We start from the raw sequence: 24,711 nt of genomic DNA, 5'->3' as shown, positions 1-24,711 counted from the left end.
AAAGAAACCTTCTTGCCAATGCAAGAAGGTTTCTTTTCAGCTTACACTTGTACATATAGCAATATTATCTTATCATTTTATATAGAGTAAGATTTTGTAACGGAAAGGAATTGTATATGAATAAGCAAAGAATTTATAGTATAGTAGCAATCCTCCTATTTGTTGTAGGTGGTGTATTAATCGGCAAGCCATTTTATGATGGATATCAAGCTGAAAAGAAGCAGACTGAAAATGTACAGGCTGTCCAAAAGATGGACTATGAAAAACATGAGACGGAATTTGTAGATGCTTCGAAAATTAATCAACCAGATTTGGCAGAAGTAGCGAACGCATCTTTAGATAAGAAACAAGTAATTGGTCGTATTTCGATTCCAAGTGTTTCATTAGAACTTCCTGTTTTAAAGTCTTCTACTGAGAAAAACCTATTATCAGGTGCAGCAACAGTAAAAGAAAATCAAGTGATGGGAAAAGGGAATTATGCATTAGCAGGACATAACATGTCTAAAAAGGGTGTTTTATTTAGTGATATAGCTTCTCTAAAAAAAGGCGATAAAATTTATTTATATGATAATGAAAATGAATATGAATATGCGGTTACAGGTGTATCTGAAGTAACTCCTGATAAGTGGGAAGTTGTTGAAGATCATGGGAAAGATGAAATCACGCTTATTACATGTGTATCTGTTAAGGATAATTCTAAGCGTTACGTTGTTGCTGGTGATTTAGTGGGAACGAAGGCGAAGAAATAAAAAAGAAGGTCAACTCTCTAAAGAGTTGACCTTCTTTTTTACTAATGTTGAGAAATAATAGAATATTTTTGTTGGTATTTAAGTATTTTTCTATTTATGTATAATAAAGTTAGAATTCAAGATTTTGGGAGGAACAAGAGTGAAACAACAGGTGAAGAAACTTCTTTTAACAACAAGTGTAGCGTTATTGGTAGCTCCAATTTCAGCCTATGCGCATCCAGGACGTACAGATGCTAATGGGGGACATACGTGTCGTACAAATTGTGAAAAATGGGGATTGCAGTACGGGGAATATCATTATCACAATAAACCAGCTTCTAGTAGTGGTGCAACAAGTCCAGCTCCTAGTCAAAATAATAATGGTGCTGTAGAAGCTGAAAGACAAGCGGAAGCGCAGCGTAAAGTTGAAGAAGAGAGACAGCGTGTAGCGGAGGAACAAAGAAAGGCAGAGGAAGAGAGACAACGTGTAGCTGAAGAGCAAAGAAAAGCAGAAGAGGCACGTAAACGAGAGGAAGCACAGCGTCAAGCTGATATGGAAAAAGGGCAGCTTGAGGGACAAAAAAGTGGAGAGACTGATTTTAAAGCAGGGAAAAATGATGTGGAATCACATTTAGCTGGGAAATCAGATACATATAAAGAAGCATTCAAAACTGCTTATGCTGCATCTTGGTCTTTAGAAGAGCAGAAGAAAACGCATTTTGAAAAAGGAAAAGAGCAAGGTTTAGCACAAGAGACGATGGAAGATAGTCAAATTGCTCCAGAGTTTAAGCCAAACTTTGCAGAAGGTTTCCAAGTAGGGAATAAAGAAAGAACAGAAAAAATTGAAAAAGAGCAAGCTGAACTAGGGGAAAAGGCAGGTAAGGAACTAGCTGGAAAGAACCCTGGAAATAGAGAGAAAGATGTGTACGTGAAGGCGTATGAAACAGCGTATGAAAAGGGTTATAAGTCTACAAAAAAAGCAGTAGAAAAGGCTGGCTATAAGTATGCATTTGAAAACTATGATTTGAAAGTTCCTGCTAAGTATGAAAAGAATGAATCGTTAAAGAAATGGTTCATTGAAGGATTTAAATCAAATGAAAAAGCAGCGGAAATTAGAGAAGAAGGATATAAAAAAGGAGACAGTTGGCTTGCATTCTTCTACAAGAACTTTGTACCAAGTGAATATAAAGAGCATAAAGAGTTATACGAACAAGCGATAGAAAAAGGTAAGAATGCATAAAAAGATGAGGGAAATCCCTCATCTTTTTTTAATCCATCCATTTCACTAACTTCTTAGAAATTAGTAATAAAACACAACCTAATACAATTGCTACAGCACCAATAACTGTAAATACTTCAGCATATCCAAGTGAAGTTGTGAAGCTTGCAAGTTGTCCACCTAAAATGTTAGCGATTCCTGAGCTTGCTAACCATACTCCCATTAATAAAGAAGCAAGTTTTACTGGGGCAAGTGCACTAACCATTGATAGTCCAACAGGTGATAAGAATAGCTCACCTAACGTATGGAAAAGATACGTAAAGACGATAAATAGTAAGTTTGCTTTTTCTGTAATGTTATGTTCATCACTACCTGTTTTTAATGTAGCAATAACGAGAATGATATAACCGATACCGAGCAAGATCATACCAAGTCCCATTTTAGTTGGGATTTTTAAATCCCCACGCTTGCGAGTTGCAAGTTTTGCCCATAATGCTGAAATGACTGGAGCAAGTAAAATAATAAATAATGGATTGACCGATTGGAACCAAGATGTTGGAATTTCCCATCCGAACACAGAGCGGTCTACAAATTTGTTTGTATATAATGTTAATGAGCTACCAGCTTGTTCAAAGCCAGCCCAGAAGAAGACAACGAAGCATGTTAAAATGACGATAACTGCAGTACGTTGTTTTTCTTTTTTTGTTAACGGTGTATCTCCTACTGATGGTTGTCCATCTGTTGTTTGTAAATCGCGAGTTGGTTTTTTACCAATATCACCAAGGAAGCGATTGGATAGTGTTGTAAATAAAATTTGTCCAATGATCATTCCGATTGAAGCGGCTAAGAATCCGTAACGGAATCCGTAATGTACAACGCCATCAACCGTTGTTTTGAATAAATTTTCTGATAAAAATCCGCAAACGAGTGGAGCTAAAAATGATCCGACGTTAATACCCATATAGAAAATGGTAAATGCACTATCACGTTTTGGATCGTTCTCTTCATATAATTCCCCAACCAGTGTAGAGATGTTCGGTTTGAAGAATCCGTTACCAATAATAATAAGCGCTAATCCGAGGTATAGGCCGACTTGGTTTTGTAAGGCAAATAGTGTAAGGTTACCGATTGCCATTGTTATACCACCAATTGTAATCGCTTTTCGTCTACCTAGAAAACGGTCTGTTAAGTATCCACCAATCATTGGTGTGAAATAACAGGCTCCAGTGTAAAATCCGTAAATAGAGAGTGCCCATGCGGGACTAAACCCAAGACCACCGCTTACTAAAGCTGTCGTTAAATATAATGTTAATAATCCTCGTAATCCATAGTAACTAAATCTTTCCCACATTTCTGTAAAGAAGAGTAAGTATAAACCTGGAGGATGTTTCTTTTTTCTTTGTTGTTCTTTTTCTAGTTGTATCGCTGATTCCATGTTATTTTCCTCCTGACACAAACAAAAACAAAGTTAATAATTTTGTACATTTAATATTTTACCTTATTAACTATTATAAGTCAATAAAGGTTGATTTTTCAGAAGAAATTGGAAAAGGGATATAGCTATAGAATGAGTGTTTCTTTTATGTTAGACTATGGACTATGTTTTCTTTGTAAAGAAGCGGTTTATTGCACTTTTTTATATGTGAAATTGATTTCATAAAAGATGAAATTAAAGAAGGAGAAAGAAATGAAATTGTTACAGAAAAAAGAAATTTTACTTATTAGTCTTATGTTATTCTCGATGTTCTTTGGAGCGGGGAATCTTATATTCCCACCTTTCCTTGGGTATGAAGCAGGAGAACATGTGTGGATTTCATTAGTAGGGTTTATTATATCAGCAACAGGTCTTCCTATATTGGGAGTTATTGCGATTGCGAAAGCAGGAAGTTTTCAAACGCTAGCGGGTAGAGTTCATTCTTCATTCGCCATTATTTTTCCATGTATCGTGTATGTATTTATTGGACCAGGCCTTGGCATTCCGCGTGCAGGAAGTCTCGCTTTTGAGATGGGACCGGGTCAGTTATTCCCGGAAGCAGGTAGCGTAATCTTATTATGTTACACAGTTATTTTCTTTAGTATTGTGTACTGGTTAAGTTTATCCCCGTCTAAATTAATGGGGTTGTTCGGAAAAGTTTTAACACCGTTATTATTAGGTATGATTGCTCTTATCTTTATAAAAAGCATGTTTACATCAGTAGGTAGTGTGAAAGAGGCTGCTGGAAATTATGGACAAGCGCCTATGTTCCAAGGGTTTTTAGATGGATATTTAACGATGGATGCATTAGCAGCTTTAATTTTTGGGATTGTGATTGCAAATGCTCTTCGTGCAAAAGGTATTGAAGATGATAAAGGTTTAGCGAAATATATGAGTATTGCTGGAATTGGTGCAGGACTATTACTATCTATTATTTATGTCATACTTGGATATGTCGGTTCAATGAGTGGGTCATTGGGGATATTTGATAATGGCGCGCAAGTGTTAGCACAAGTGATGACTACATTATTTGGACAAGGCGGAGTCGTTTTATTAGGACTTATTTTTACGATTGCGTGCTTATGTGTTTCAATCGGACTTGTTACATCTTGTAGTCAATTTTTCGCAAGTGCATTTCCAAAAGTAGCGTATAAAGTGTGGGCATTTATCTTAAGTTTTGTTAGTATGATTTTAGCTAATTTAGGATTAACACAAATTTTAAAAGTATCAGTACCAATTCTTGGATTTATTTATCCAGTTGCATTGACGCTTATTATTTTAGGGCTATTCCATAAGTATATTGGAAAGTATGTATGCATATATCCAGTTACAATTGTGATTGTAGCAGTATTTAGTGCGATCGATATTTTCAATAAAAATGTGATGATGAATCAGTGGACATCAGTATTGAAATACATTCCGTTTTATATAGAAGGTGTTGGGTGGATCATTCCAGCTATTATAGGTGCTTGTATTGGTGTTATCGTGAGTAGTGTTTTAAATAAGAAGAAATGAGTAAAAAGGTGTTTTCCGATTTCGGAAAACACCTTTCTTTTTTGGGAAAAATAGTATTGAAAATGAATAGACTAAGAGTATGATAGAAGTAATTGGTAATATATAGGTTTTGAACGGATGATGAGGGGGGAGCGTATGAAGGAGGATTTGAATAAGAAAATAGAAGCACTCGAAACGGCAATTGAAACGATTCAAGAAGCACTTTTTGAATTGAAAGCAAAACAAAGAGAAATAGAAGTAGAAAATGCTCAGCAACATGTTAGTAAGGAAAAGAAAGAATATATTGAAACGGTGATGGAGGAAAAACAAAAAGTAGAAGTAGCTACAATAAAAGAGCCTGTGCAAGAACGTGAGGTAAAACAAGTGGATATATCTGCTTTTAAGCCGGAACCATTTAATATTATTAAGTTTTGCCAAACGTGGTTACCACGCATATTTGTCGGTATTATGTTGCTTGGAGTAATTTGGTTATTTAAAGCAGGGGTAGATGCGGGATTATTAACACCAGCAATACGAATTGTGTTTGGTATTTTCCTATCAATCGGTTTTTATTATATAGGGGATATTCAAATTAAACGCGAGCGGCAAGCGTTAGGGTTAGTACTAGCAGGAGGAAGTATTACGGGTATAGTTTTAACGACATTTGCGGCACATTATTTATATGGATTTATTCCGGCGAGTGTCGCGTTTCTATGTAATATCGCATGGGTCATTTTAGGTATTTATATAGCGAAGAGATATCAATCGGAATATCTTACTATATTCGTAGCGGTAGGAGCTTTCTTCGTGCCGTTCTTATTAAATAGTACAACTCCTAATCCGTATATTTTCTTTGGATATGAGATGATACTAACGCTCAGCTTATTATGGTATGCGTTGAAAAATCGTTATCAGTATTTATATATGATTTCTTATGTTGTTGCTGCTATTGTTCTTTTTGTCTTCTTTGCTGTTATGTCAATGTTAGTAGAGGATTTGCAAGTCCAGTTAACAGTAGTTTATGGTTTAATTCACTTACTATTATTTTGGCATATGTTTACGGAGAGAAGTTTTATAGTAGAGCCACGCTTGGCGATATTTAGTGCGAATGCAGTCTTCTTTATATTAGCCATTTCAAAAATACCTGAATTTACAACATGGGGATTAATGATAAGTGCACTCGTGCACGCTATTATGTTTGTGTTTGAATATAGGAAGAATAGACATTCTACATTTACAAATCTTTTATTTGGTTTCGCAATGGGAGCATTTAGTTTAGCGATTTTATATGAGTATAGTTTAGTGAATGCAGCGATTGTACTATTATTACAAGGTTTCCTTGGTATGTTTACTTCTATTAAAGGAAAACAACAGATAAAATTGTATGTTAGTGCGACGGTTTACGCAATTGGAATGATACAGACTATTTTTAGCCCGTTTGATCAATTTATTTCGGCAGGCTTTGTTGCTCATCTTATTTTAATAGGAACGTTCTATTATTGCATGAGACAAGCAAAAGAAGTATTAGCAAGCTTTGGCAAGTATGTGTATTCTATAGCACTCTATTGGTTTATGGTGATTGTATTTATTACAATTACTAGAATCGGTGAAGTTTTGTCCACAGATGGAAGCATAATAAGCATATCTGTATCGTTATTATGGATGGTATATGCATTATTTGCAGTTTGGTTTGGACGGAATAAAAATATGAATGAAATATTGTATGCAGGCTTAGTCGTGTTAGTCGTAACGATAGGAAAGCTATTTCTTCTAGACTTACCAGAAGTTTCAATGATGATTAGGGCAGTGTTATTTTTAATAGTAGGTAGTATAGGTATCGTTATTTCAAGAATGTTTTTCTCAAAAGAAGAGAAGTGAGAAGAAGGCAATCCATATCTGGATTGCCTTTTTCATTATTTCTTATTAATCGTTACAGCTTCATTATATTTCGCTGTTGTATTTTGGCGTAAACGAAGTGTTGCTTGTCCAGTCGTATTTGGATCGATTTGTACGTTCACAATTTTTTCAGCAGAACCTAAGCTGTTTGTTGTGAAAGAAAATGCACTACTATATCCGAAAGTAGATGGCCAAGTGCCGTTTGTATTTTGAACTTTTGCTACTTGTGTACCACCAGTAGTGAATATACCTAAAGAGTAATTAGTGTATGTTGTATTTGGTAATAAGTTATTTACTTGAATTTTGATTTGGAACACTTCATTGTTTGGTAGAGTGCTAGGGTGTGTAACTACGTAGTCATTTGCTGTTACTGCACCGTTATAGCCATATGAACCAGGTTTAAAAGTATTTGTATTAAACCATTGATAACCTGCATTTGGCGCACTCCAAGGTTCAGGTTGTGGCTCAGTTGATAAGCTTGGTTGTTCAAATGTTTGTAAAGTGGTAGGTAAATCAAGTTGTAAACCATTTACTTGATCTAAACTTGTAAATGTTTCTTTATTCGATAGCCAATTTACGATATTTTCTAGTAAGATAGCATCGTTTTCTTCTTTATATCCATCGTAAGTTTTCTTTGTTTGACCAGAGTCTTCACGAACGTATTTTGGCGTAGCATCTTCAACAGGAGAAGAGTCTCCAATAAAGGCAGCTTTTCCAAGTCCTACTTTTGCGATCGCAGCATAAGGACCTTCTGCAACACCACCGCCGTTATATACACCGCTATCGACAGCGTTATTCCATTTTGACGGATTCTCTGGAAGATAAACAAGTCCTTTTGCTAGTTTTGGATTTGTAATTGCTAAAGTAGAACCAGCATGCATTGCTACAGATGAAACCCCTTCTGTAATTCCGAATGATTGTTCAGGTGATACAATATTTTTAGCGGAAACATCACCGATTGCATTATAGCGGAAGCGAATACCGAAGTTGTCAGATAGCCAATCAGAGCTTTCTACTCCTTGCATAGCTTGTGAATTGGCTTCTTCGTTAGACATTCCTTTTGCTGGATTATCCCAAGCACCGCGTCTATATCCGTTAAATACTTCAGAAGAGTCCCAACGATTTTTATTACGATCTGCATTATAATGATCGGCAATGAAGAAGATACTACCGCCATTTTTCACGTATTGTAACATAGCATCTTGTTCAGATTTTTTGTAAGGAATATTTGCTTCTGGAACGATAAACACATTGTAGTCTTTTAAATCTTCGTATGTAATCGGTGTTGATTTACGAAGTTCTTTTACATGATAGCCGTTTTGGGCAATGCCGTTTCCGAAATCAGAAAAGCCACCATCAATAACCCAGTCAGCAGTCCCGGCAGTTTGACCGTGTGTATTATCGAATAATACTTTTTTCCCATTGTTTTGATTTACAACTTTTGCAGCAATTTCAGGAGCTGGGTCTACAGAGCTTTCTGCATAAGTAGACGGTATGAACGAAGTCCCTATACTTAGTGTAATTGCTGTTGCTAAAGAAAATGTAATCCATTTTTTATTCTTCATAGAAGAATCCCCCTAATAATAAATATATGTGCTTTAATAATGTAATTTATTTTTCTGTAAAAATAAAGACGGAAAACATAAAAAATATTAAAAATTTGTAAAAATACCGTGAAATTTGTTGAGAAATATTTATAGAGATTTAAAAACATCCCTTCCAAGTAATAAGGAAGGGATGTTTTGCTTAACTAATTTTTGAATTAGGTGTTTCATCAATTTTATGAAAACCTTTCATGTAATACACGACAGCTAAACCGATAAGCCAAATTGGTCCAACAATTAATGCAATCCTTGTATCTTCTGAATACGCCATTATACATAATACGAGTGCAAGGAAAGCAAGTGAGAAATATGAACTTAATGGGTATAAAGGCATTTTATACGATAACTTTTGTTTGTTTTGCGTCGGCAAACTTTTACGGAACTTAATTTGAGCGACTAATATAATACCCCAAGTCCAAATTGCCCCGAAAGTTGAAATACTAGTGAGCCATGTAAATACTTTTGCGGGCACAAGATAGTTTAATATAACACCAACGAGTAAAACGATTGCTGTTGCTACAATTCCTTGACTTGGAATGCCATTTTTATTTAAACGACCGAATCTTTCAGGAGCTTTTTTCTGCTGAGCTAATGTATACAGCATGCGGCCTGTACTAAATAAACCACCATTACAAGAAGAAAGAGCTGCTGTTAATACGACAAAGTTAATAATTCCTGCTGCTTTTGCGATACCGATTTGCTGGAATGTTAATACAAATGGACTTCCTTTCTCACCAAGTTCGTTCCATGGATAAATTGCCATCATAACGAATAGAGCCCCAACGTAGAACAGTAATATTCTCCAAAATACGTTATCGATTGCTTTTGCGAGTGTTTTTTTCGGGTTTTGCGCTTCACCCGCTGTAACGCCGATTAATTCAACGCCTAAATAAGCGAATAGCACCATTTGCATGGAGAGGAGTAACCCAGAAAAACCATTTGGGAACCAGCCACCATGTGACCAAAGGTTTGAAATGCCAGTAGCGATACCACCGTTTCCGAAGCCAAATAAAATAATACCAGCCCCAACTACTATCATACAGATAATTGTGACAATTTTAATGAGAGCAAACCAAAATTCAAGTTCTCCAAATACTTTTACAGATAAAAAGTTGAAAGCACTCATTAATAATAGAGCGAGTAAAGCCCAAGTCCAGCGCGGAATATCTGGGAACCAGTACTGCATGTAAATGCCAGCAGCCGTAATTTCAGCCATGCAAGTAACAACCCATAAGAACCAGTAGTTCCAACCAGTAATATAGCCAGCTAGTGGTCCAAGATAATCATATGCATATTTACTAAAAGAGCCAGCAACAGGTTGTTCAATTGCCATTTCTCCGAGTGCTCGCATAATGAAAAAAATAACGAGTCCAGCAATCATATAGCCTAGTAAAATAGAAGGGCCAGCTAGTTTAATAGCAGAAGCAGATCCTAAAAATAGTCCAACGCCAATAGCTGAACCGAGTGACATTAAAGTAATATGTCGTTCTTTTAAACCGCGGTTTAAAGTTCCAGATTTGTTTGTGTGCTGCATAAGAAGAATCCCCCTTGTAGAGTGAACGATATTTGAATGTGCTTACTAAATATTTAACTATTTCAAATTATAAAACATTTCCATCTGTTATGCTACAAAAATAATCATTATTAACTGTACTACATCTGCGCTTGTCAGACTTAAACTTAAAATTCGAACTATTAGCGAATATATTGACTCTTCTTTTTATTGATTGTTAAGATTAAGTATTATATTTTCTTACATACTAGTAAGAAAAGAATGTGTGATAATAATTCAGATGTAGGAAGGGTACATAACCATGTTTCAATTACAAAAATATAACACTTCTGTGAAGCAAGAGCTTTTAGCTGGCATCACAACTTTTTTTACATTTGCGTATATTCTTGTCATCAATCCGAAAATATTATCTGATGCAGGTGTACCATTTGATCAAGCTTTTACGGCAACGATTATTGCGACTGTTGTAGGGACGCTATGTATGGCGTTTTTAGCTAACTATCCAATTGTTATTGCTCCAGCTATGGGAATGAATGCGTATTTTGCTTATTCTGTCGTTCAACAGGCAGAGGGGATTACATATGTCATTGCGTTTTCAGCAGTATTTGTAACAGGTATCATTTTTCTTTTATTATCTTTCACTTCATTTAGGCAAAAGCTTATTGTCGCAATTCCTGATAGTTTAAAACATGCAATTGCAGGTGGAATTGGGTTATTTATTGCTTTCATTGGATTACGTCTATCTGGAATTATCGTTGATCATCCATCTAACTTAGTTACGATTGGTGATTTCCATTCTCCAGCCGTTATTTTAACTTTAGTTGGTTTGATTTTAGCGGCGGTATTAATGACATTGCGTGTGAGCGGTGCATTATTTATTAGTATGATTGTGACAGGAATTATCGCCTTCTTTACAGGACAGCTGAAGTTTACGGATAAAATTGTTGCGATGCCTCATTTACCAGAGGGGATTATCGTTTCAAATCCAATCAACGCCTTTTCAGATGTAATTGAATACGGATTATATGGCGTTGTATTTTCATTTTTACTTGTACTGTTATTTGATACAACAGGAGCATTACTCGGTTTAATTAAACAAGCAGGTTTAATTACAGATAATACAGAGAAACGTTTTGGTAAAGCATTTATTGCGGATGCAATTGGCGGTACTACAGGCTCTATCTTTGGGACAAGCCCAACAGCAGCGACGATTGAATCGTCAGCTGGTATTGCTGCAGGTGGTAAAACGGGATTAACAGGTATTGTAGTAGTCGGCCTAACGATTATAACGGCATTCTTCAGCCCTGTTATTGCTTCTTTATCAAGCGTAGCCGCTATTACAGCTCCTTCATTAATTATTGTAGGTAGTTTAATGGCGCAAAGTCTTCGTGATATTAATTGGAATGAATTTGATGATGCGTTACCAGCATTTTTAATTTTCGTTGGTATTCCGTTAACGTCTAGTATTGCGAATGGAATTGCAATTGGATTTCTAGTGTATCCAGTCTTAAAAATTGTGAAGGGGAAAGGGATGGAAGTACATCCGCTACTCTACTTATTTACAATTTTATTTGGATGTCATTTATTCTTATAATATAGATATAGGAGAGGGGACTTCTTATGAGAGGCCCCTTTTTTGTGTATAATAAAGTGAAACTATAATCAGTCACGCAAAATATAAATTACTTAATGGAATATATATGTTACAATACAGATGGAGGGGGAACATGAATGGCTGTAAGTAAAATAAAAGTCGCGCGTGTTCAGTTAGATTTAACACAGCAACAATTAGCAGAAAAAGTAGGCGTTACAAGGCAAACGATTAGTTTAATTGAGAAGGGGAAATACAACCCATCTTTAGATTTATGTTTGAAAATTTGTTATGCAGTAGATAAAACTTTGAATGATTTATTTTGGGAGGAAAAGGAGTGAGGGGATGAGAATCGTGAAAGATGAACGCTTAATGATTGAGGGGCTAAAACATATTAGACTCGTTTTCATCTTACAAAATATTGTCATACTAGGTATTGTTTTTTATCGCTACGTTTTGCAAGATGCAGGATATGAAAGTGTTTCGGATTTATTAATGGTATTTATGGTCGGGATAGTAGTTATTAATTTTTTAAACTTGAAAAATTCAGTGGAAGTGTATGAGCATACGGGCGGAGTATCACGCAGTTATCTTATGAAGCTATTATTCATTCCTGTAGGTATTGTTATTGGTATTTTAGCTATTTGTATCGTTGTAACGCTAGATATTTCGATAAAGGAAATCAGTTTGACAGGACTTATTATGTTAGTTTGTTTTTTAGTTCCTAGTCTGTTTATATACATATATATGAAAAAAATAAAAAGTGAAGATTGAAATATAAGAAAAGCTTTCCCGTATTGCGGAAAGCTTTTTTTATATTCTTTTATACAGTACTTTATGAAGGCCAATTGGTTCAATTTCAAAGATTTCACCATGTTCTTGGAAGCCTAAGCGCTTGTAATAGTCAGACACAGTAATTCGGCCATTACACCATAATATATTTGCTTGACGCTCTTGTAAGATTTGTTCTGCTTTCTGAATTAAGGAGCTTCCAGCGTGGTTGTTTCGAAATTCAGGTAATGTGGCCATTCCTCGTAGACGATAATGAATACCTGTAGGTAGGTCAGGATATATTTCTTTTGAGAAGGAAGCGATACTAATTAGTTTATCATTTATAAATGCCCCTAGGTGAAAGCTGTCTGTTTCATAGTCGGAAGGGTATTTACAATCTGCTAATGTTTGACTCGGGCGCAAAATTTTTTGACGTAATACGTAAGTTTCAGATCCATCAATATTTTTCACGGTAAGCATAGTAACATCCTTTCTTATAACGCTTTTTCTGTTAATTGTATAAAGAAATAGGCAGGTGCGGCGAAAAGTCCGAGTATGCTAGCGGTTCCGAGAAGGAGTGAAAGTAAGAGGCAAGAGTATTTTATTCCATTCGACTTTTTCCATCCGTAACTACAAATTTCAATGCTAACACCGATGAGAATAATGGCCACGAGTATTTCGGCTAATAATAAGAGAGCTAAAGTTATAATAGACATAATGTAATCCATCCTCATAATATGTGATAGTAACATTTTACCATATGAAATGGAAAAAAATGCCCCTCAATTATGTGAGGGGCATTTTTCTATTCTAATATGCTTTTTAGTGTATCGATATGTTCTTTTGAGCCTGTTACAAGTAATGTATCACCGTGTTGTAGTCTTGTATCACCATGTGGGATTAATGCTTTATTCCCACGATAAATTTGAATGACTAGTACATCACCTAAAAACGGAAGGCGACGAAGTGCAACACCATTATATTTATTGCTCCGTAGTTCAACTTCACGGACTGTTTCGTTTGCTGTTGTAATTAAGCGAACGAGACTCGGCTTATCAATTAGCGCACGTAATAGAATACGTGTAGAGTTAATTGTTGAGAAGACAGCGATATGTTCTTGCGTTGCTTTTTCTTGTAGAAGTGGATCTTCTACACTTGCAATAACATGTTCAACACCTAGTTCTTTTGCGTGTTCTGCTAATAATAAGTTTTGCTCATCATCACTTGTTGCAACAACAACTCGGTCTGCATGAAAGGCTGTTTGTTCAGTTAACGATGCAATTGTGATGTCATCTAATTTCACGATAGGGAAGTCATGTGATTTCGCTTCCTGATCATTTATTTTGTTTTGACGCATCATATATAGTGTTACGTCATAATCTTCTCGTTTTAAATCAAGTGATAACGGAAGGGTAATTCTGCTCGCACCAATAATAGAAACTTTTGGTTTTGGTGTTTCCACTTTTGGGAACATCTTTTTAAATAATATAGGCGCAAAAATACAAGTAATAACTGCGCTTAAAATAAGGGAAGCAGATAAACTTGGACTGATGATCCCTAACTTTTCACCAATTTGTGCAGCTGCAATAACTAAAGAAAGTGTTGATGTTAATAAGATGGCACTCCCCAGTACGATATTACGTGGATACCATTTTCGTAAAACGAGGGATGGTAACAGTTTTGAGATAAAGAGTCCTACAATTAGAATTGGAATCATGAGCATACTAGAAGGCTCTTTAAAAATAGACCAAACCTCTAAATTTACACCAACCATTACGAAGAAAATAGGAATGAAGAAACCGTATCCGATAGAATCCAGTTTTTCAACCATATCTTCATTTGGTGATAATAATGATACGAGTACACCTGCTAAGAAGGCACCTAAAATATTTTCAGCTCCAACGGATTCAGATAACCCAACTAATATTAAGATGAGTGCAAAAACAGCTCGTGTATCAATTTGTACACTTCCAGCTTTTAAGCTATCCAAGTATGGAATGTTTTTAAAACGTTTTGCAACGAAGTAAATAACAATACCAGCGCCGAATAGAAGAAGAAGGAGCCACATGCTTTGGCCGCTCTCGGAATTTAATCCGACGAATACAGCGAGTAAAATCATTGTAACTAAATCCGCAATAACAGCGACTAATAAAATGATTTGCCCAATTGCTGTTTTTCCTAAGTTATTCTCTTTTAATGTTGGTACGACAACACCTAAAGAGATTGTTGAAATGATTAAAGTCATAAACATTGCATTATCTACAAATCCTAGCCATACGAATAGTAGTGATAGGGCATAAGATAAGATGAAAATAAAGAAGAAGATAATGCTTGCTGCTTGGAATGTGTTTGGTTCGTTTGTTGTGTTCTTTTTCCCTTTTTGTTTAAAGATAGAAAAATCAATTTCTAAACCGCTTAAAAACATAAGAAAGATAAATCCTAGTGTCGATAAGACTTGAAGCCACATATCTGGCTCAATAATATTAAACCCACTTTTACCTACAAAGATTCCTGCGATGATTTCTGCAACAACGACAGGAAGTGCTTTTAATTTAAAGCGTTGTAACAAAAGGGGAACGAAAAACGCGATTGCAACGACAACCATAAGTGATAGAACAGAAGTGTGATGTTCCATTGCGTTCTCTCCCTTCAAATAAATATAGTACCTATTTAGCCATATAATAGGTAGAAAAGCAACGCATATGGATTCGATTTCATAAAGAAAGAGTTTTCTTAACATTTGTCATAATAAGTATATTTTTCATGATTCTGTTGTTAATTCCGTAATGTGGATGTAATAGGGGAGGGAATAAAAAAAGGACTGCTGAGCAATCTCAGCAGTCCTTTTCATGTACATTACATTGAGAAGAAGATCCATACAGTTAAACCAACTGTTGCAGTTGCAACGAAGAAACTGTAGATCATAGTAAGAATTTGAACCCTTCCTTCTCCTTCTTTTAAATGCATGAACATAATTAATTGTAACAACGCTTGCGCAACAGCCATTATGATAATGGTAGTTAAGATCGTTGATAGTGGCAGGGTTGTGTAAAGTGCCACGTATAAAGCTAGAAACGTTAGTGCAAGCGATAAAATAAATCCGAAAACGTGTGACCAAGGGAATCCGCTATGCGCATGCCCGTTTGCTTGGTTGTTATTTTGACCCATTTACGCCACCATCCCGTTCAAGTAAACTAGTGTGTAAATAAAGACCCAAACTAGATCAAGGAAATGCCAGTATAAGCTGATAATGAATACTTTACGAGCTGTAACTGGTGTTAAACCTCGTTTTAAAATTTGGATAATAACACAAATTGCCCAAATGATACCGCCTGTTACGTGGGCTCCGTGTGTTCCAAGAAGAACGAAGAATCCAGATAGGAAAGCACTTGTTTGAATTGTTGCGCCTTCACCAATATACATAATGAACTCTTCAATTTCGAAGAATAGGAAGCCTGCACCTAAAAGTAATGTAAGGACGAACCATCCAAGCATTGCTTTTTGGTTGTGCTTACGCATTTCGTGAATCACGATACCACATGTGAAACTACTTGTTAAAAGTAGTAATGTTTGAATTAAAAGCGTTTTAAGTTCAAACAGTTGTGCTGGTGTTGGGCCATCTGCCGTACGACCAGCAAGTACTAGATAAGAGGCGAAAAGTGTTGCGAACAGCATAATTTCAGCCCCAAGAAAAATCCAGAATCCTAGGATATTCAATCTGCTTTGTTCGGATTGATATTCCAAGGGTAAGCTTTTATCTAAAGCCGCCATATCATTTCACCTCTCATGCTACATGTTCTGATTTTTTAATTTCATCAACACTAATATAGTAACCTTCATCGTAATCGAATGAACGATAGATTAAGCAAGCTAAAATACCAATGCCGCCGATTGCTGCAAGCCAGAACCAGCTAAATACTAATGCGAAACCTGCAAGACCGAAGAATCCAGACGCAATAATAGGCACGCCAGAGTTACTTGGCATGTGAATTGGTTTAATATCTTCTGCTGCTGGTGTAACTGTTTCTCCGCGTTTCTTCATGTACCAGAAAGCATCAGCTTCTTTGATTTCAGGAAGTTTTGCGAAGTTGTAATGTTGTACAGGAGATTGAGTTGCCCATTCAAGTGTACGGCCATCCCATGGATCTCCAGTTGTGTCACGTTCTCCGTGACGAGCACTCCAAATTACGTTGTAACAAAGAAGTACGAAACCAATACCCATCATTACTGCACCGACAGATGCGATTTGGTTTAGCCATCCCCATCCAAGGCTTTCAGAGTAAGTGTACATACGACGAGTCATACCGTCTAAACCTAAGAAGTACATTGGGAAGAAACAGATGTTGAATCCGCTCATAAAGATCCAGAATGTCCATTTACCTAGGCGTTCATTTAACATATGACCAGTCATTTTTGGATACCAGAATGTGAATCCAGCAAGCATAGCGAATACTGTACCTGCGATTAATACGTAGTGGAAGTGAGCGATTAGGAAGTAGCTGTTATGGTACTGATAATCAGCTGCTGCCATACCAAGCATAACCCCTGTAACCCCACCGACTACGAAGTTTGGAATAAATGCCAATGACCAAAGCATTGGAACTGTAAAACGAATACGTCCTTTATACAGTGTAAACAACCAGTTAAAGATCTTAACCCCGGTTGGAATCGAAATCGCCATTGTCGAAATCGAGAAGAATGAGTTAACCGCTGGACCTGCACCCATCGTGAAGAAGTGGTGAAGCCATACGACGAAACTTAGTAAAGAAATTGCAACCATTGAGTATACCATCGCACTGTAACCGAATAGACGCTTACGTGAGAATGTACTAATGATTTCAGAGAAAATACCGAATGCCGGTAAAATAACGATATATACTTCAGGGTGACCCCATACCCAGAATAGGTTGGCCCATAACATTGGCATACCGCCGCTCGCCATCGTAAAGAAGTGAGCATCGAATAGACGGTCAAATGTCATTAATGCAAGAGCAACTGTTAATACTGGGAAAGCGAAAATAATGATAATTGTTGTAATTAAGATTGACCAAGTAAACATTGGCATTCTCATTAAAGTCATACCAGGTGTACGCATTTTTAAGATAGTAACAAGGAAGTTAATACCTGTCATTAACGTACCGAGACCTGAAATCTGTAATGCAATTGCGTAGTAGTTATTTCCTACACCAGAAGTAAACTCTGTACCTGCCATTGGGAAGTAAGAAGTCCACCCAGCGTCTGGAGAACCACCAATTACGAAAGCGATGTTGAATAACATTGCTCCGACAAAGAATAACCAGAAACTTAAAGCATTTAAGAACGGATATGCAACGTCACGAGCACCAATTTGTAATGGTACTACAAGGTTCATTAATCCCATAACGAATGGCATCGCCATGAAAAGAATCATAACTGTACCGTGTGTTGTGAAGATTCCGTTATAGTGTTCAGCGTTTAAATAAGTTGTTTCTGGGAATGTTAACTGTGCACGGATCATTAAACCGTCCATACCACCACGGAATAACATAATAACCGCAGAGATAATATACATGGCCCCAATTTTTTTATGGTCAACAGTTGTTAACCATTCGTCCCAAAGCCATTTCCATTTTTTATACTTTGTTAGTACGAAAATGATTGCTAATGTCACAAGAACGATAGAAGCGTCTGCACCGTAAATAATCGGGTCACCTGTGACAAAAAATTCATCAAGCTTCACTTTGTTCACTCCAATCTGTTGGAATTATAGCTATTATTTTTTGTTTTTGTAGTAGTTGTAATCACAATATTCAAGTGATTTTGGATCTACATAACTTAAGTGATGGCTAGAGAATGTCATACGACCAACTACACCAGGTTTAACAATTTCGTTGTACTTATCTTCTGTTAGTTTAGGAGCAGTTTGTTGTACTTCTTTAACCCACTTGTCATATTTCTCTTTAGTTTTTGCTTCAACTTCGAACTCCATGTGAGTAAATCCTTCACCAGAGAAGTTCGCGCTACGTCCTAGGTAAGAACCTGGCTTATCAGCTTGTAAATAAAGGTCCATAATCATGCCATCCATTGTGTACTTCATACCACCAAGTTCTGGTACCCAGAAAGCATTCATTGGGCCGACAGAAGTCAGTTTGAATTGAATTGGTACACCAGCTGGGATGTTTAAATAGTTAACGGTTTCAATTTTTTCCTCTGGGTAACTGAATAACCATTTCCAGTTTGCAGATGTAACATAAATCTCCACTGGTTTAATATGTTTGGACTCTTTCGGAACCTCTTCCGAAGCATAAGTTGCTTTTACTGTTGGAATCGATAATGCGATAACGATAATAACAGGAACAAGCGTCCAAATGATTTCTAATAATGTGTTACCGTGTTGTTCAGGTGGCTCATAGTCCATATTCTCTGGTTTTTCACGATAACGAATCAAGATGACTGTAAACAAGATGAATACAATTGCGATAATTAATGACATAAGCAAGAATGACCAAACAATTAAATCATACTGTGCTTTTGCAACAGGTCCTTGCGGATTTAATACTGCGAGTTTTTTATCACAGCCACCGAGGAACAGAAGTAATGATAACGGAAGAAGCGAAGCCAACTTCCAAAACGCTTTCTTTAGTTGCACGATTGAAAATCTCCTTTCTCCTTGGATTGAAACTATGCCAATAAAACAATATAAACCTATTAATTTATAGAAGGCAATAGTTTTTGAGATATTGTTAAAAAATAGACACAAATGCACACTTTTTAAGGTGAATATCATTTGTAACTTGATTACATTGTAAACTATTTTCCAGAGAAAAATGCGATTGTGAAAATTTTAAGATAAATAAAGTTATACCAGGATACCCAAGAAATAGAAAAAAGCTATCTTATGATAAGAGAGATAGCTGAATATTTTGTATATTTAGTTTACTTCTTTTTTTAGACTTATTTGTTGTTCAAATGTGACAATTTTTTTATATTTCACTTGATATAAAATGTAACAAATAACCATAAATGGAATACCGCAATAAAGAGCGATTCTCTGATCTGGAATGAAAGCTAAACTTACAAATGTAATGAAATTGAGTGAGAATGCTACGATTGGAACGAGCGGATAAAGTGGTGTGCGATATTTTAAATCATTGATGTCACCACCGTTTTTCACGAAGTTTCTACGGAAGAAAAACTGTGAAGCCGCAATTGACATCCAAACGACAACGGCAGCCATTGCTGCGATAGATGTTAAAACTAAAAAGACAGTATCTGCTGCAAATATACTTGTTAATAGGGATAGACTTGCAAAGATTAGACTGAAAATCAATGCGTTTAATGGTACGCCTTTTTTCGTTAACTTCGTAAATGCTGGACTTGCCATTCCTTGTTTTGCCATTGCCCAAAGCATACGTGAATTTGCGTATAGACCAGAATTGGCTACGGATAATACAGCTGTAATAATAACAAAGTTCATAATGTCTGCTGCATATGGAATACCAGCTACATCAAATACAAGTACAAATGGACTTTCGACTAGATTAGCCTCTTGCCACGGGAGTAAACCTACAACAACTGATATGGCTAGGACGAAGAAGAATAGCGTTCGCCAAATGGTATTTTTGATTGCTTTTGGAATTGTTTTTTCAGGATTCTCACTTTCTCCTGAAGCGATTCCGATTAATTCTGTTCCTTGGAAAGAATAATTCACTGTAATCATCGTAAGAAGAACAGCCAATGCACCATTCGGAAATAATCCGCCATTTTCAGTGAAATTGTGAAGCATTGGAGCTGGTTTTCCGTTAAAGTCTAGTAGACCGAACATAACTGCACCACCGAGTACGATGAAAATAACGATGGTTGCGACTTTTACACTAGCGAACCAAAATTCTGCTTCTGCATATGCTTTTGCTGATAGAGCGTTTACAAGAAAGAGTGCTGCTGCAAATGTAACACACCAAATCCACGAAGAAACATCTGGAAACCAGCGTTTCATTAAAATACTTACAGTTGTTAACTCTACTCCAACTGTAACAGCCCAATTTAACCAATACATCCAACCGACAACAAAACCAAAACCAGGTGAAATAAATTTGCTTGCATAGCTTTGGAATGAACCTGCTTCTGGCATAGCAACAGATAATTCACCAAGACATAACATCGTTAAATACATAACAAATCCACCGACTAAAAATGCAAGAATAGCACCACCAGGGCCGGCGTTATGGACGATTTGACCAGATCCCATAAATAGGCCAGTTCCGATAACACCACCAAGTGCAATCATAAATAGGTGTCTACTTTTCATTGTACGTTTTAAATCTGTTTGTTCTACTTGTTGATTCATATGCCCCTCACCCCGTTATTTTTTATATGTGTTAACTGGTTTTCATTCTGAGTCTTTAATCATTAGTGGGGGATATGACACATACTCGGTTTATTTACTATGAAATGAATGGAGTATGTAAAAAACGAACTATGACTAAATACCCTAAGAATGTTTTTATTAACAAGGTGATATCTTCACTATGTTAATTATTTCGATTTTAGCAAAAAAATTCAGAAAAGTATATTGTTTTTTCTTTTTATTAAAAATAATTAGAATTTTATAACGATGTAGTTGTGAACAATAATTCACAGAATCTTTCTAGCAAACTAGTAAGAAGAAAGGTACAATGGTAAGAGGTATGTCTGTAAAATAATAATTAATGGAGTTTTGTTTAAAATGAAAAAGTTAAAATATCTTTTTGTTTTTGGAATTATATTTGCTGCAGCGTTTTTTATAGGGAAAGATAAGATTATACAAAAGGCACAAGTGCTACGCTTAGATTTTCTATCTGAAATGAAAGAAGCGGCTATGATTGAAAATGTTCCGTTTATAAAGCAGTTACCAGAATTACCTCGTGGATGTGAAGTGACAAGCTTAGCTATGTTGCTACAATATAAAGGTGTACAAGTAGATAAGATGCAACTTGCTAGTGAAATTCATCGAGTTCCATTTGAACAAAATGGTTTGCGCGGAAATCCTTATGAGGGGTTTGTTGGAAATATTTATACGAAAGCTGAACCAGGATATGGTGTATACAATAAACCAATCTTTAATTTAGCAGAAAAATATGTTTCTGAAAAAGTAATTAATTTAACAGATAGAGACGTGAAAGATCTATATAAGGTAATTAGTTCTGGTTCTCCAGTATGGGTTATTATTAATACAACGTTTCAGCCGCTAGCTGAAAGTAGTTTTGAAACATGGAATACAAGTTCTGGTGAAGTGAAAATTACATATTTTGAGCATAGTGTAGTAGTAGTTGGATACGATCAAAACTTTGTATATGTAAATGATCCACTAAAAAATAATCCACGTTTCGCTGTTCCACGAGCAGAGTTTGAGAAAGCGTGGGAGCAAATGGGGAAACAAGCAATTACTATTTTATAATAATGAAAAAGCCATCTTTTGATGGCTTTTTATTTTTAAGTAACCATAATAGAAAATTCAGAATATTCTTTTAAAAGTTAATAATTCACGTTATAATAACATTTAACTTGGTGAAGAAGGGGAGAAGAGAAATGGATGTTGCAAAAGAACTTGTTTTGTCAAAGGATCAGTTGGTTGAGTGGAGAAGGCATTTTCATAAGTATCCAGAGTTATCTTTTCAAGAAGAGAAAACATCGCAGTTTGTATTCGATATACTTCGGGAAATTCCATGTTTAGAAGTATCAAGACCTACTAAATATAGTGTAATGGCAAGGTTGATTGGAAAGCAGCCTGGTAAAATAGTTGCGGTTCGAGCTGACATGGATGCTCTTCCTATTCATGAAGAAAATGAGTTTGACTTTATTTCTACATATCCGGGTGTAATGCATGCATGTGGCCATGATGGACATATAGCGATATTACTTGGAGTTGTACATAAGTTAGTAGAAGCAAGAGAGAAGATTAAAGGGGAGATTCGTTTTCTATTCCAACATGCTGAAGAAAATTTTCCTGGTGGTGCAGAGGAAATGGTTGCAGCGGGTGTAATGGAAGGGGTCGATTATATTATTGGTGCTCACCTTTGGGCATCGTTAGAGGTTGGAAAAGTAGGTGTAATTTATGGTCCCGCAATGGCTGCTCCAGATGTTTTTAAAATTATAATAGAAGGAAAAGGTGGACATGCTGGAATCCCTCATGAAACAGTTGATAGTATTGCAATCGGTACACAAGTGGTTTCGCAACTTCAGCAAATTGTATCTCGCCTCACGAATCCGTTAGATTCTCTTGTAGTATCTGTTACGCAATTTCACGCTGGGACAACTCATAATGTGATTCCAGAACAAGCGGAGATTGAAGGGACAGTGCGGAGTTTAAGACATGAGTTGCGAGAAGAAACAGAGAAAAGAATTGAACAGATTGTAAAGCATGTGACGGAAGCTTACGGAGCGAAATATACGTTTTCGTATGAATATGGATATCGTCCAGTCGTAAATGATTATGAAGTTACAGAGATTATTGAGCAAACAGCATTACAGCTTTATGGAAGGGAACGAGTTACTCGTTTACAGCCGACGATGGCTGGGGAAGATTTTTCAGCGTTTTTACAAAAAGCACCAGGTACATTCTTTTTTATCGGTGCAGGAAATAAAGAGAAAGGAATTATATATCCTCATCATCACCCTCGTTTTACGATTGATGAAGATGCATTACCGATTGGTGTGCAAGTCTTTGTATCATCGATTATGAATTTCATAAGTAAAGGAGAATGAGATGAAGAAAATACACGTATTAGCGCTTATTCCAGTTTTTTGTTTAGTTGTTGGACCCGTATTTGCTAATTCAGTTACTCCTTACATATTAGGGATGCCATTTTTATTATTTTGGGTATTATTATCAGTGCTTATTACATCTTTTTGTATGGGGATTGTGTACGTATTTGATCCTGCTAATAAGGGGGATGTAAAATGACCGCATTACTTATCATTATTTTATTTTTGTTTCTCGCACTATTTTTAGGAATTCGGGCACAACACGGAAAAGATATGAATTTAGAGCAATGGTCAGTTGGAGGAAGAGGATTTGGTACTATTTTTGTTTTTCTTCTTATGGCAGGTGAAATTTATACGACATTCACATTTTTAGGTGGGAGTGGATGGGCGTATAGTAAAGGAGCACCTACTTTTTATATTTTAGGTTATGGTGCGTTAGCTTATATTTTATCTTATTTTTTATTACCACCAGTTTGGAAGTATGCAAAAGAGCATAATCTAGTTTCACAGCCAGATTTTTTTGTGAAGAAATATAAGAGTCAGGCACTTGGCCTTATCGTTTCTATCATTGGGGTTATTTCGATTATCCCATACCTTGTTTTACAGTTAAAAGGATTAGGAATTATTGTTTCGGAAGCGTCTTATGGAAGGGTATCGCCAGTTATAGCAGTGTGGATTGGCGCAATTGTTATAACGATATATGTAATGGTTTCAGGTATACACGGCTCTGCTTGGACGGCCGCTTTGAAGGATATTATGATCCTATTTATCGTTATGTTTTTAGGTATATATTTACCGCACCATTATTACGGAGGATTTCAGCCGATGTTTGAAGCCGTAGAGGCAGCAAAACCAGGATTTTTATCTTTACCTGATGAAGGAATGAGCATTTCTTGGTTTGTTTCTACTATTGTATTAACAGCTCTCGGTTTCTATATGTGGCCCCATACATTCGCCTCTGCTTTCTCTGCAAAAAATGAAAAAGTATTTCGTAAAAATGCGGCCATTATGCCACTGTATTCTTTAGTTTTACTTTTCGTGTTCTTTGCAGGGTTTGCAGCTATCTTACAAGTTCCTGGATTAAAGGGAGGGGATGTAGACCTTTCGTTATTCCGTCTGGCTCTTCAAACTTTTGATCCTTGGTTTATTGGGATTATTGGTAGTGCCGGAGTTTTAACGGCATTAGTTCCAGGTTCTATGCTTGTCATGGCTGCTTCTACATTATTAGCGAAAAATATTTACCGAACAATGGTCCCATCTGCTTCGGATCGACAGGTGGCAAAAACAGCGAAATTATTTGTTCCTGTAGTAACGCTTGTAGCTGTTTTGTTTACTTTTAAAGGTGGAGAAACGATAGGAGCACTTCTTTTAATGGGATATAGTATAGTGACACAGCTTTTCCCTGCACTTGTATGTAGTCTGTTTCCACGTCAGGTTATTACGAAGCAAGGAGCGATTGCAGGGATGGGGATTGGGTTGTTAGTGGTTGCGTATATTACTTTATCGGGTTCAACTATAGCTACGATGTTTCCGAATTTCCCTCAATATATAAAAGATTTAAATGTAGGTATAGTCGCGTTGTTAATGAATATAATGGTGATGTTTATCGTTAGCGGGTTCACGAAAAATGTGTCTATAAAGACAGACAATATAATAGTAGAAAAGTAATTCTTATGCTAGAGCTATCTTTGAAAAGAGA

The 24,711-nt window shown here is 36.2% G+C and carries 22 protein-coding genes; 11 read left to right on the top strand and 11 right to left on the bottom strand.

Translation table 11 applies throughout. From position 1 onward, the window contains the following. Positions 1-116 precede the first annotated feature (116 nt). Both LMD38_RS22620 and LMD38_RS22615 read left to right on the top strand, forming a co-directional pair. Complete coding sequence (locus LMD38_RS22620; RefSeq protein WP_001041721.1) at positions 117-749, top strand: class A sortase; 633 nt, start codon at positions 117-119, stop codon at positions 747-749. Between the two features lie 139 nt (positions 750-888). Beyond that, positions 889-1,968, top strand: coding sequence for a YHYH domain-containing protein (locus tag LMD38_RS22615; protein ID WP_016716476.1), 1,080 nt, complete (start codon positions 889-891; stop codon positions 1,966-1,968). A gap of 28 nt (positions 1,969-1,996) precedes the next feature. On the opposite strand, the gene LMD38_RS22610 is transcribed toward LMD38_RS22615, so the two are convergent. Continuing rightward, positions 1,997-3,382, bottom strand: a complete 1,386-nt coding sequence (locus LMD38_RS22610; RefSeq protein ID WP_000443132.1) for a peptide MFS transporter — start codon at positions 3,380-3,382, stop codon at positions 1,997-1,999. Between the two features lie 252 nt (positions 3,383-3,634). Here LMD38_RS22610 and brnQ1 point away from each other — a divergent pair, with 252 nt between their 5' ends. After that, on the top strand, positions 3,635-4,936 hold the full coding sequence (gene brnQ1 / locus LMD38_RS22605) for a branched-chain amino acid transport system II carrier protein BrnQ1 (RefSeq protein WP_016716477.1): 1,302 nt from the start codon (positions 3,635-3,637) through the stop codon (positions 4,934-4,936). Between the two features lie 135 nt (positions 4,937-5,071). Continuing rightward, positions 5,072-6,793, top strand: coding sequence for a DUF2339 domain-containing protein (locus tag LMD38_RS22600; protein ID WP_016716478.1), 1,722 nt, complete (start codon positions 5,072-5,074; stop codon positions 6,791-6,793). Between the two features lie 35 nt (positions 6,794-6,828). Here the strand turns inward: LMD38_RS22600 and LMD38_RS22595 are convergent, their stop codons facing one another. Both LMD38_RS22595 and LMD38_RS22590 read right to left on the bottom strand, forming a co-directional pair. Beyond that, positions 6,829-8,376: a DNA-binding protein gene (locus tag LMD38_RS22595; RefSeq protein WP_016716479.1), complete on the bottom strand. Its 1,548-nt coding sequence runs from the start codon at positions 8,374-8,376 to the stop codon at positions 6,829-6,831. 181 nt (positions 8,377-8,557) lie between these two features. Beyond that, positions 8,558-9,949 (bottom strand): amino acid permease, encoded by a 1,392-nt coding sequence (locus LMD38_RS22590; RefSeq protein ID WP_001164906.1) that lies wholly within the window; start codon positions 9,947-9,949, stop codon positions 8,558-8,560. A gap of 280 nt (positions 9,950-10,229) precedes the next feature. Here LMD38_RS22590 and LMD38_RS22585 point away from each other — a divergent pair, with 280 nt between their 5' ends. The 3 genes from LMD38_RS22585 (at position 10,230) to LMD38_RS22575 (ending at position 12,293) form a co-directional block, all read left to right on the top strand. Further along, positions 10,230-11,522 carry an NCS2 family permease gene (locus LMD38_RS22585; protein ID WP_062821496.1) on the top strand — a complete coding sequence of 431 codons (1,293 nt, stop codon included), beginning with the start codon at positions 10,230-10,232 and terminating at the stop codon, positions 11,520-11,522. 137 nt (positions 11,523-11,659) lie between these two features. Then, a complete protein-coding gene (locus tag LMD38_RS22580; protein ID WP_000301182.1) occupies positions 11,660-11,860 on the top strand; it encodes a helix-turn-helix transcriptional regulator in 201 nt (66 codons plus the stop codon). 4 nt (positions 11,861-11,864) lie between these two features. After that, positions 11,865-12,293, top strand: a complete 429-nt coding sequence (locus tag LMD38_RS22575) for a hypothetical protein (protein ID WP_062821497.1) — start codon at positions 11,865-11,867, stop codon at positions 12,291-12,293. Between the two features lie 39 nt (positions 12,294-12,332). On the opposite strand, the gene LMD38_RS22570 is transcribed toward LMD38_RS22575, so the two are convergent. The 8 genes from LMD38_RS22570 to LMD38_RS22535 form a co-directional block, all read right to left on the bottom strand. After that, the gene (locus tag LMD38_RS22570; RefSeq protein WP_062821498.1) at positions 12,333-12,770 is read right to left on the bottom strand and encodes a GNAT family N-acetyltransferase; all 438 of its coding nucleotides are present in this window, start codon (positions 12,768-12,770) and stop codon (positions 12,333-12,335) included. Between the two features lie 14 nt (positions 12,771-12,784). Continuing rightward, a complete protein-coding gene (locus LMD38_RS22565; protein ID WP_003296716.1) occupies positions 12,785-13,042 on the bottom strand; it encodes a DUF4022 family protein in 258 nt (85 codons plus the stop codon). 53 nt (positions 13,043-13,095) lie between these two features. Then, positions 13,096-14,925 (bottom strand): monovalent cation:proton antiporter family protein, encoded by a 1,830-nt coding sequence (locus LMD38_RS22560; protein WP_062821499.1) that lies wholly within the window; start codon positions 14,923-14,925, stop codon positions 13,096-13,098. 221 nt (positions 14,926-15,146) lie between these two features. Beyond that, complete coding sequence (gene qoxD / locus LMD38_RS22555; protein ID WP_000531385.1) at positions 15,147-15,458, bottom strand: cytochrome aa3 quinol oxidase subunit IV; 312 nt, start codon at positions 15,456-15,458, stop codon at positions 15,147-15,149. Further along, positions 15,459-16,061: a cytochrome aa3 quinol oxidase subunit III gene (gene qoxC / locus LMD38_RS22550; protein WP_000729317.1), complete on the bottom strand. Its 603-nt coding sequence runs from the start codon at positions 16,059-16,061 to the stop codon at positions 15,459-15,461. 13 nt (positions 16,062-16,074) lie between these two features. Then, positions 16,075-18,009: a cytochrome aa3 quinol oxidase subunit I gene (gene qoxB / locus LMD38_RS22545; protein WP_000762378.1), complete on the bottom strand. Its 1,935-nt coding sequence runs from the start codon at positions 18,007-18,009 to the stop codon at positions 16,075-16,077. A 33-nt stretch (positions 18,010-18,042) separates the two neighbouring features. Then, positions 18,043-18,918 (bottom strand): cytochrome aa3 quinol oxidase subunit II, encoded by an 876-nt coding sequence (locus tag LMD38_RS22540; protein WP_001176167.1) that lies wholly within the window; start codon positions 18,916-18,918, stop codon positions 18,043-18,045. 282 nt (positions 18,919-19,200) lie between these two features. After that, entirely contained in the window at positions 19,201-20,616 is a 1,416-nt protein-coding gene (locus LMD38_RS22535; RefSeq protein ID WP_001076070.1) for an amino acid permease, read from the bottom strand. Positions 20,617-20,994: 378 nt separating this feature from the next. Here LMD38_RS22535 and LMD38_RS22530 point away from each other — a divergent pair, with 378 nt between their 5' ends. From LMD38_RS22530 to LMD38_RS22515, 4 genes are all read left to right on the top strand, one after another. Then, complete coding sequence (locus LMD38_RS22530) at positions 20,995-21,705, top strand: C39 family peptidase (RefSeq protein WP_000734471.1); 711 nt, start codon at positions 20,995-20,997, stop codon at positions 21,703-21,705. 131 nt (positions 21,706-21,836) lie between these two features. Further along, the gene (locus LMD38_RS22525; RefSeq protein ID WP_046197144.1) at positions 21,837-23,012 is read left to right on the top strand and encodes an amidohydrolase; all 1,176 of its coding nucleotides are present in this window, start codon (positions 21,837-21,839) and stop codon (positions 23,010-23,012) included. Position 23,013: 1 nt separating this feature from the next. Then, entirely contained in the window at positions 23,014-23,211 is a 198-nt protein-coding gene (locus LMD38_RS22520) for a DUF3311 domain-containing protein (RefSeq protein ID WP_014893308.1), read from the top strand. Further along, positions 23,208-24,680, top strand: coding sequence for a sodium:solute symporter family protein (locus LMD38_RS22515; RefSeq protein ID WP_000125907.1), 1,473 nt, complete (start codon positions 23,208-23,210; stop codon positions 24,678-24,680). The genes LMD38_RS22520 and LMD38_RS22515 overlap by 4 nt, the downstream gene beginning before the upstream one ends. Positions 24,681-24,711: the final 31 nt, after the last annotated feature.

It is taken from the genome of Bacillus pacificus (assembly GCF_020861345.1).
Classification (GTDB): domain Bacteria; phylum Bacillota; class Bacilli; order Bacillales; family Bacillaceae_G; genus Bacillus_A; species Bacillus_A pacificus.
Note: the sequence above shows the minus strand (reverse complement) of the source record. Positions and strands in the feature narration are given on the sequence as shown.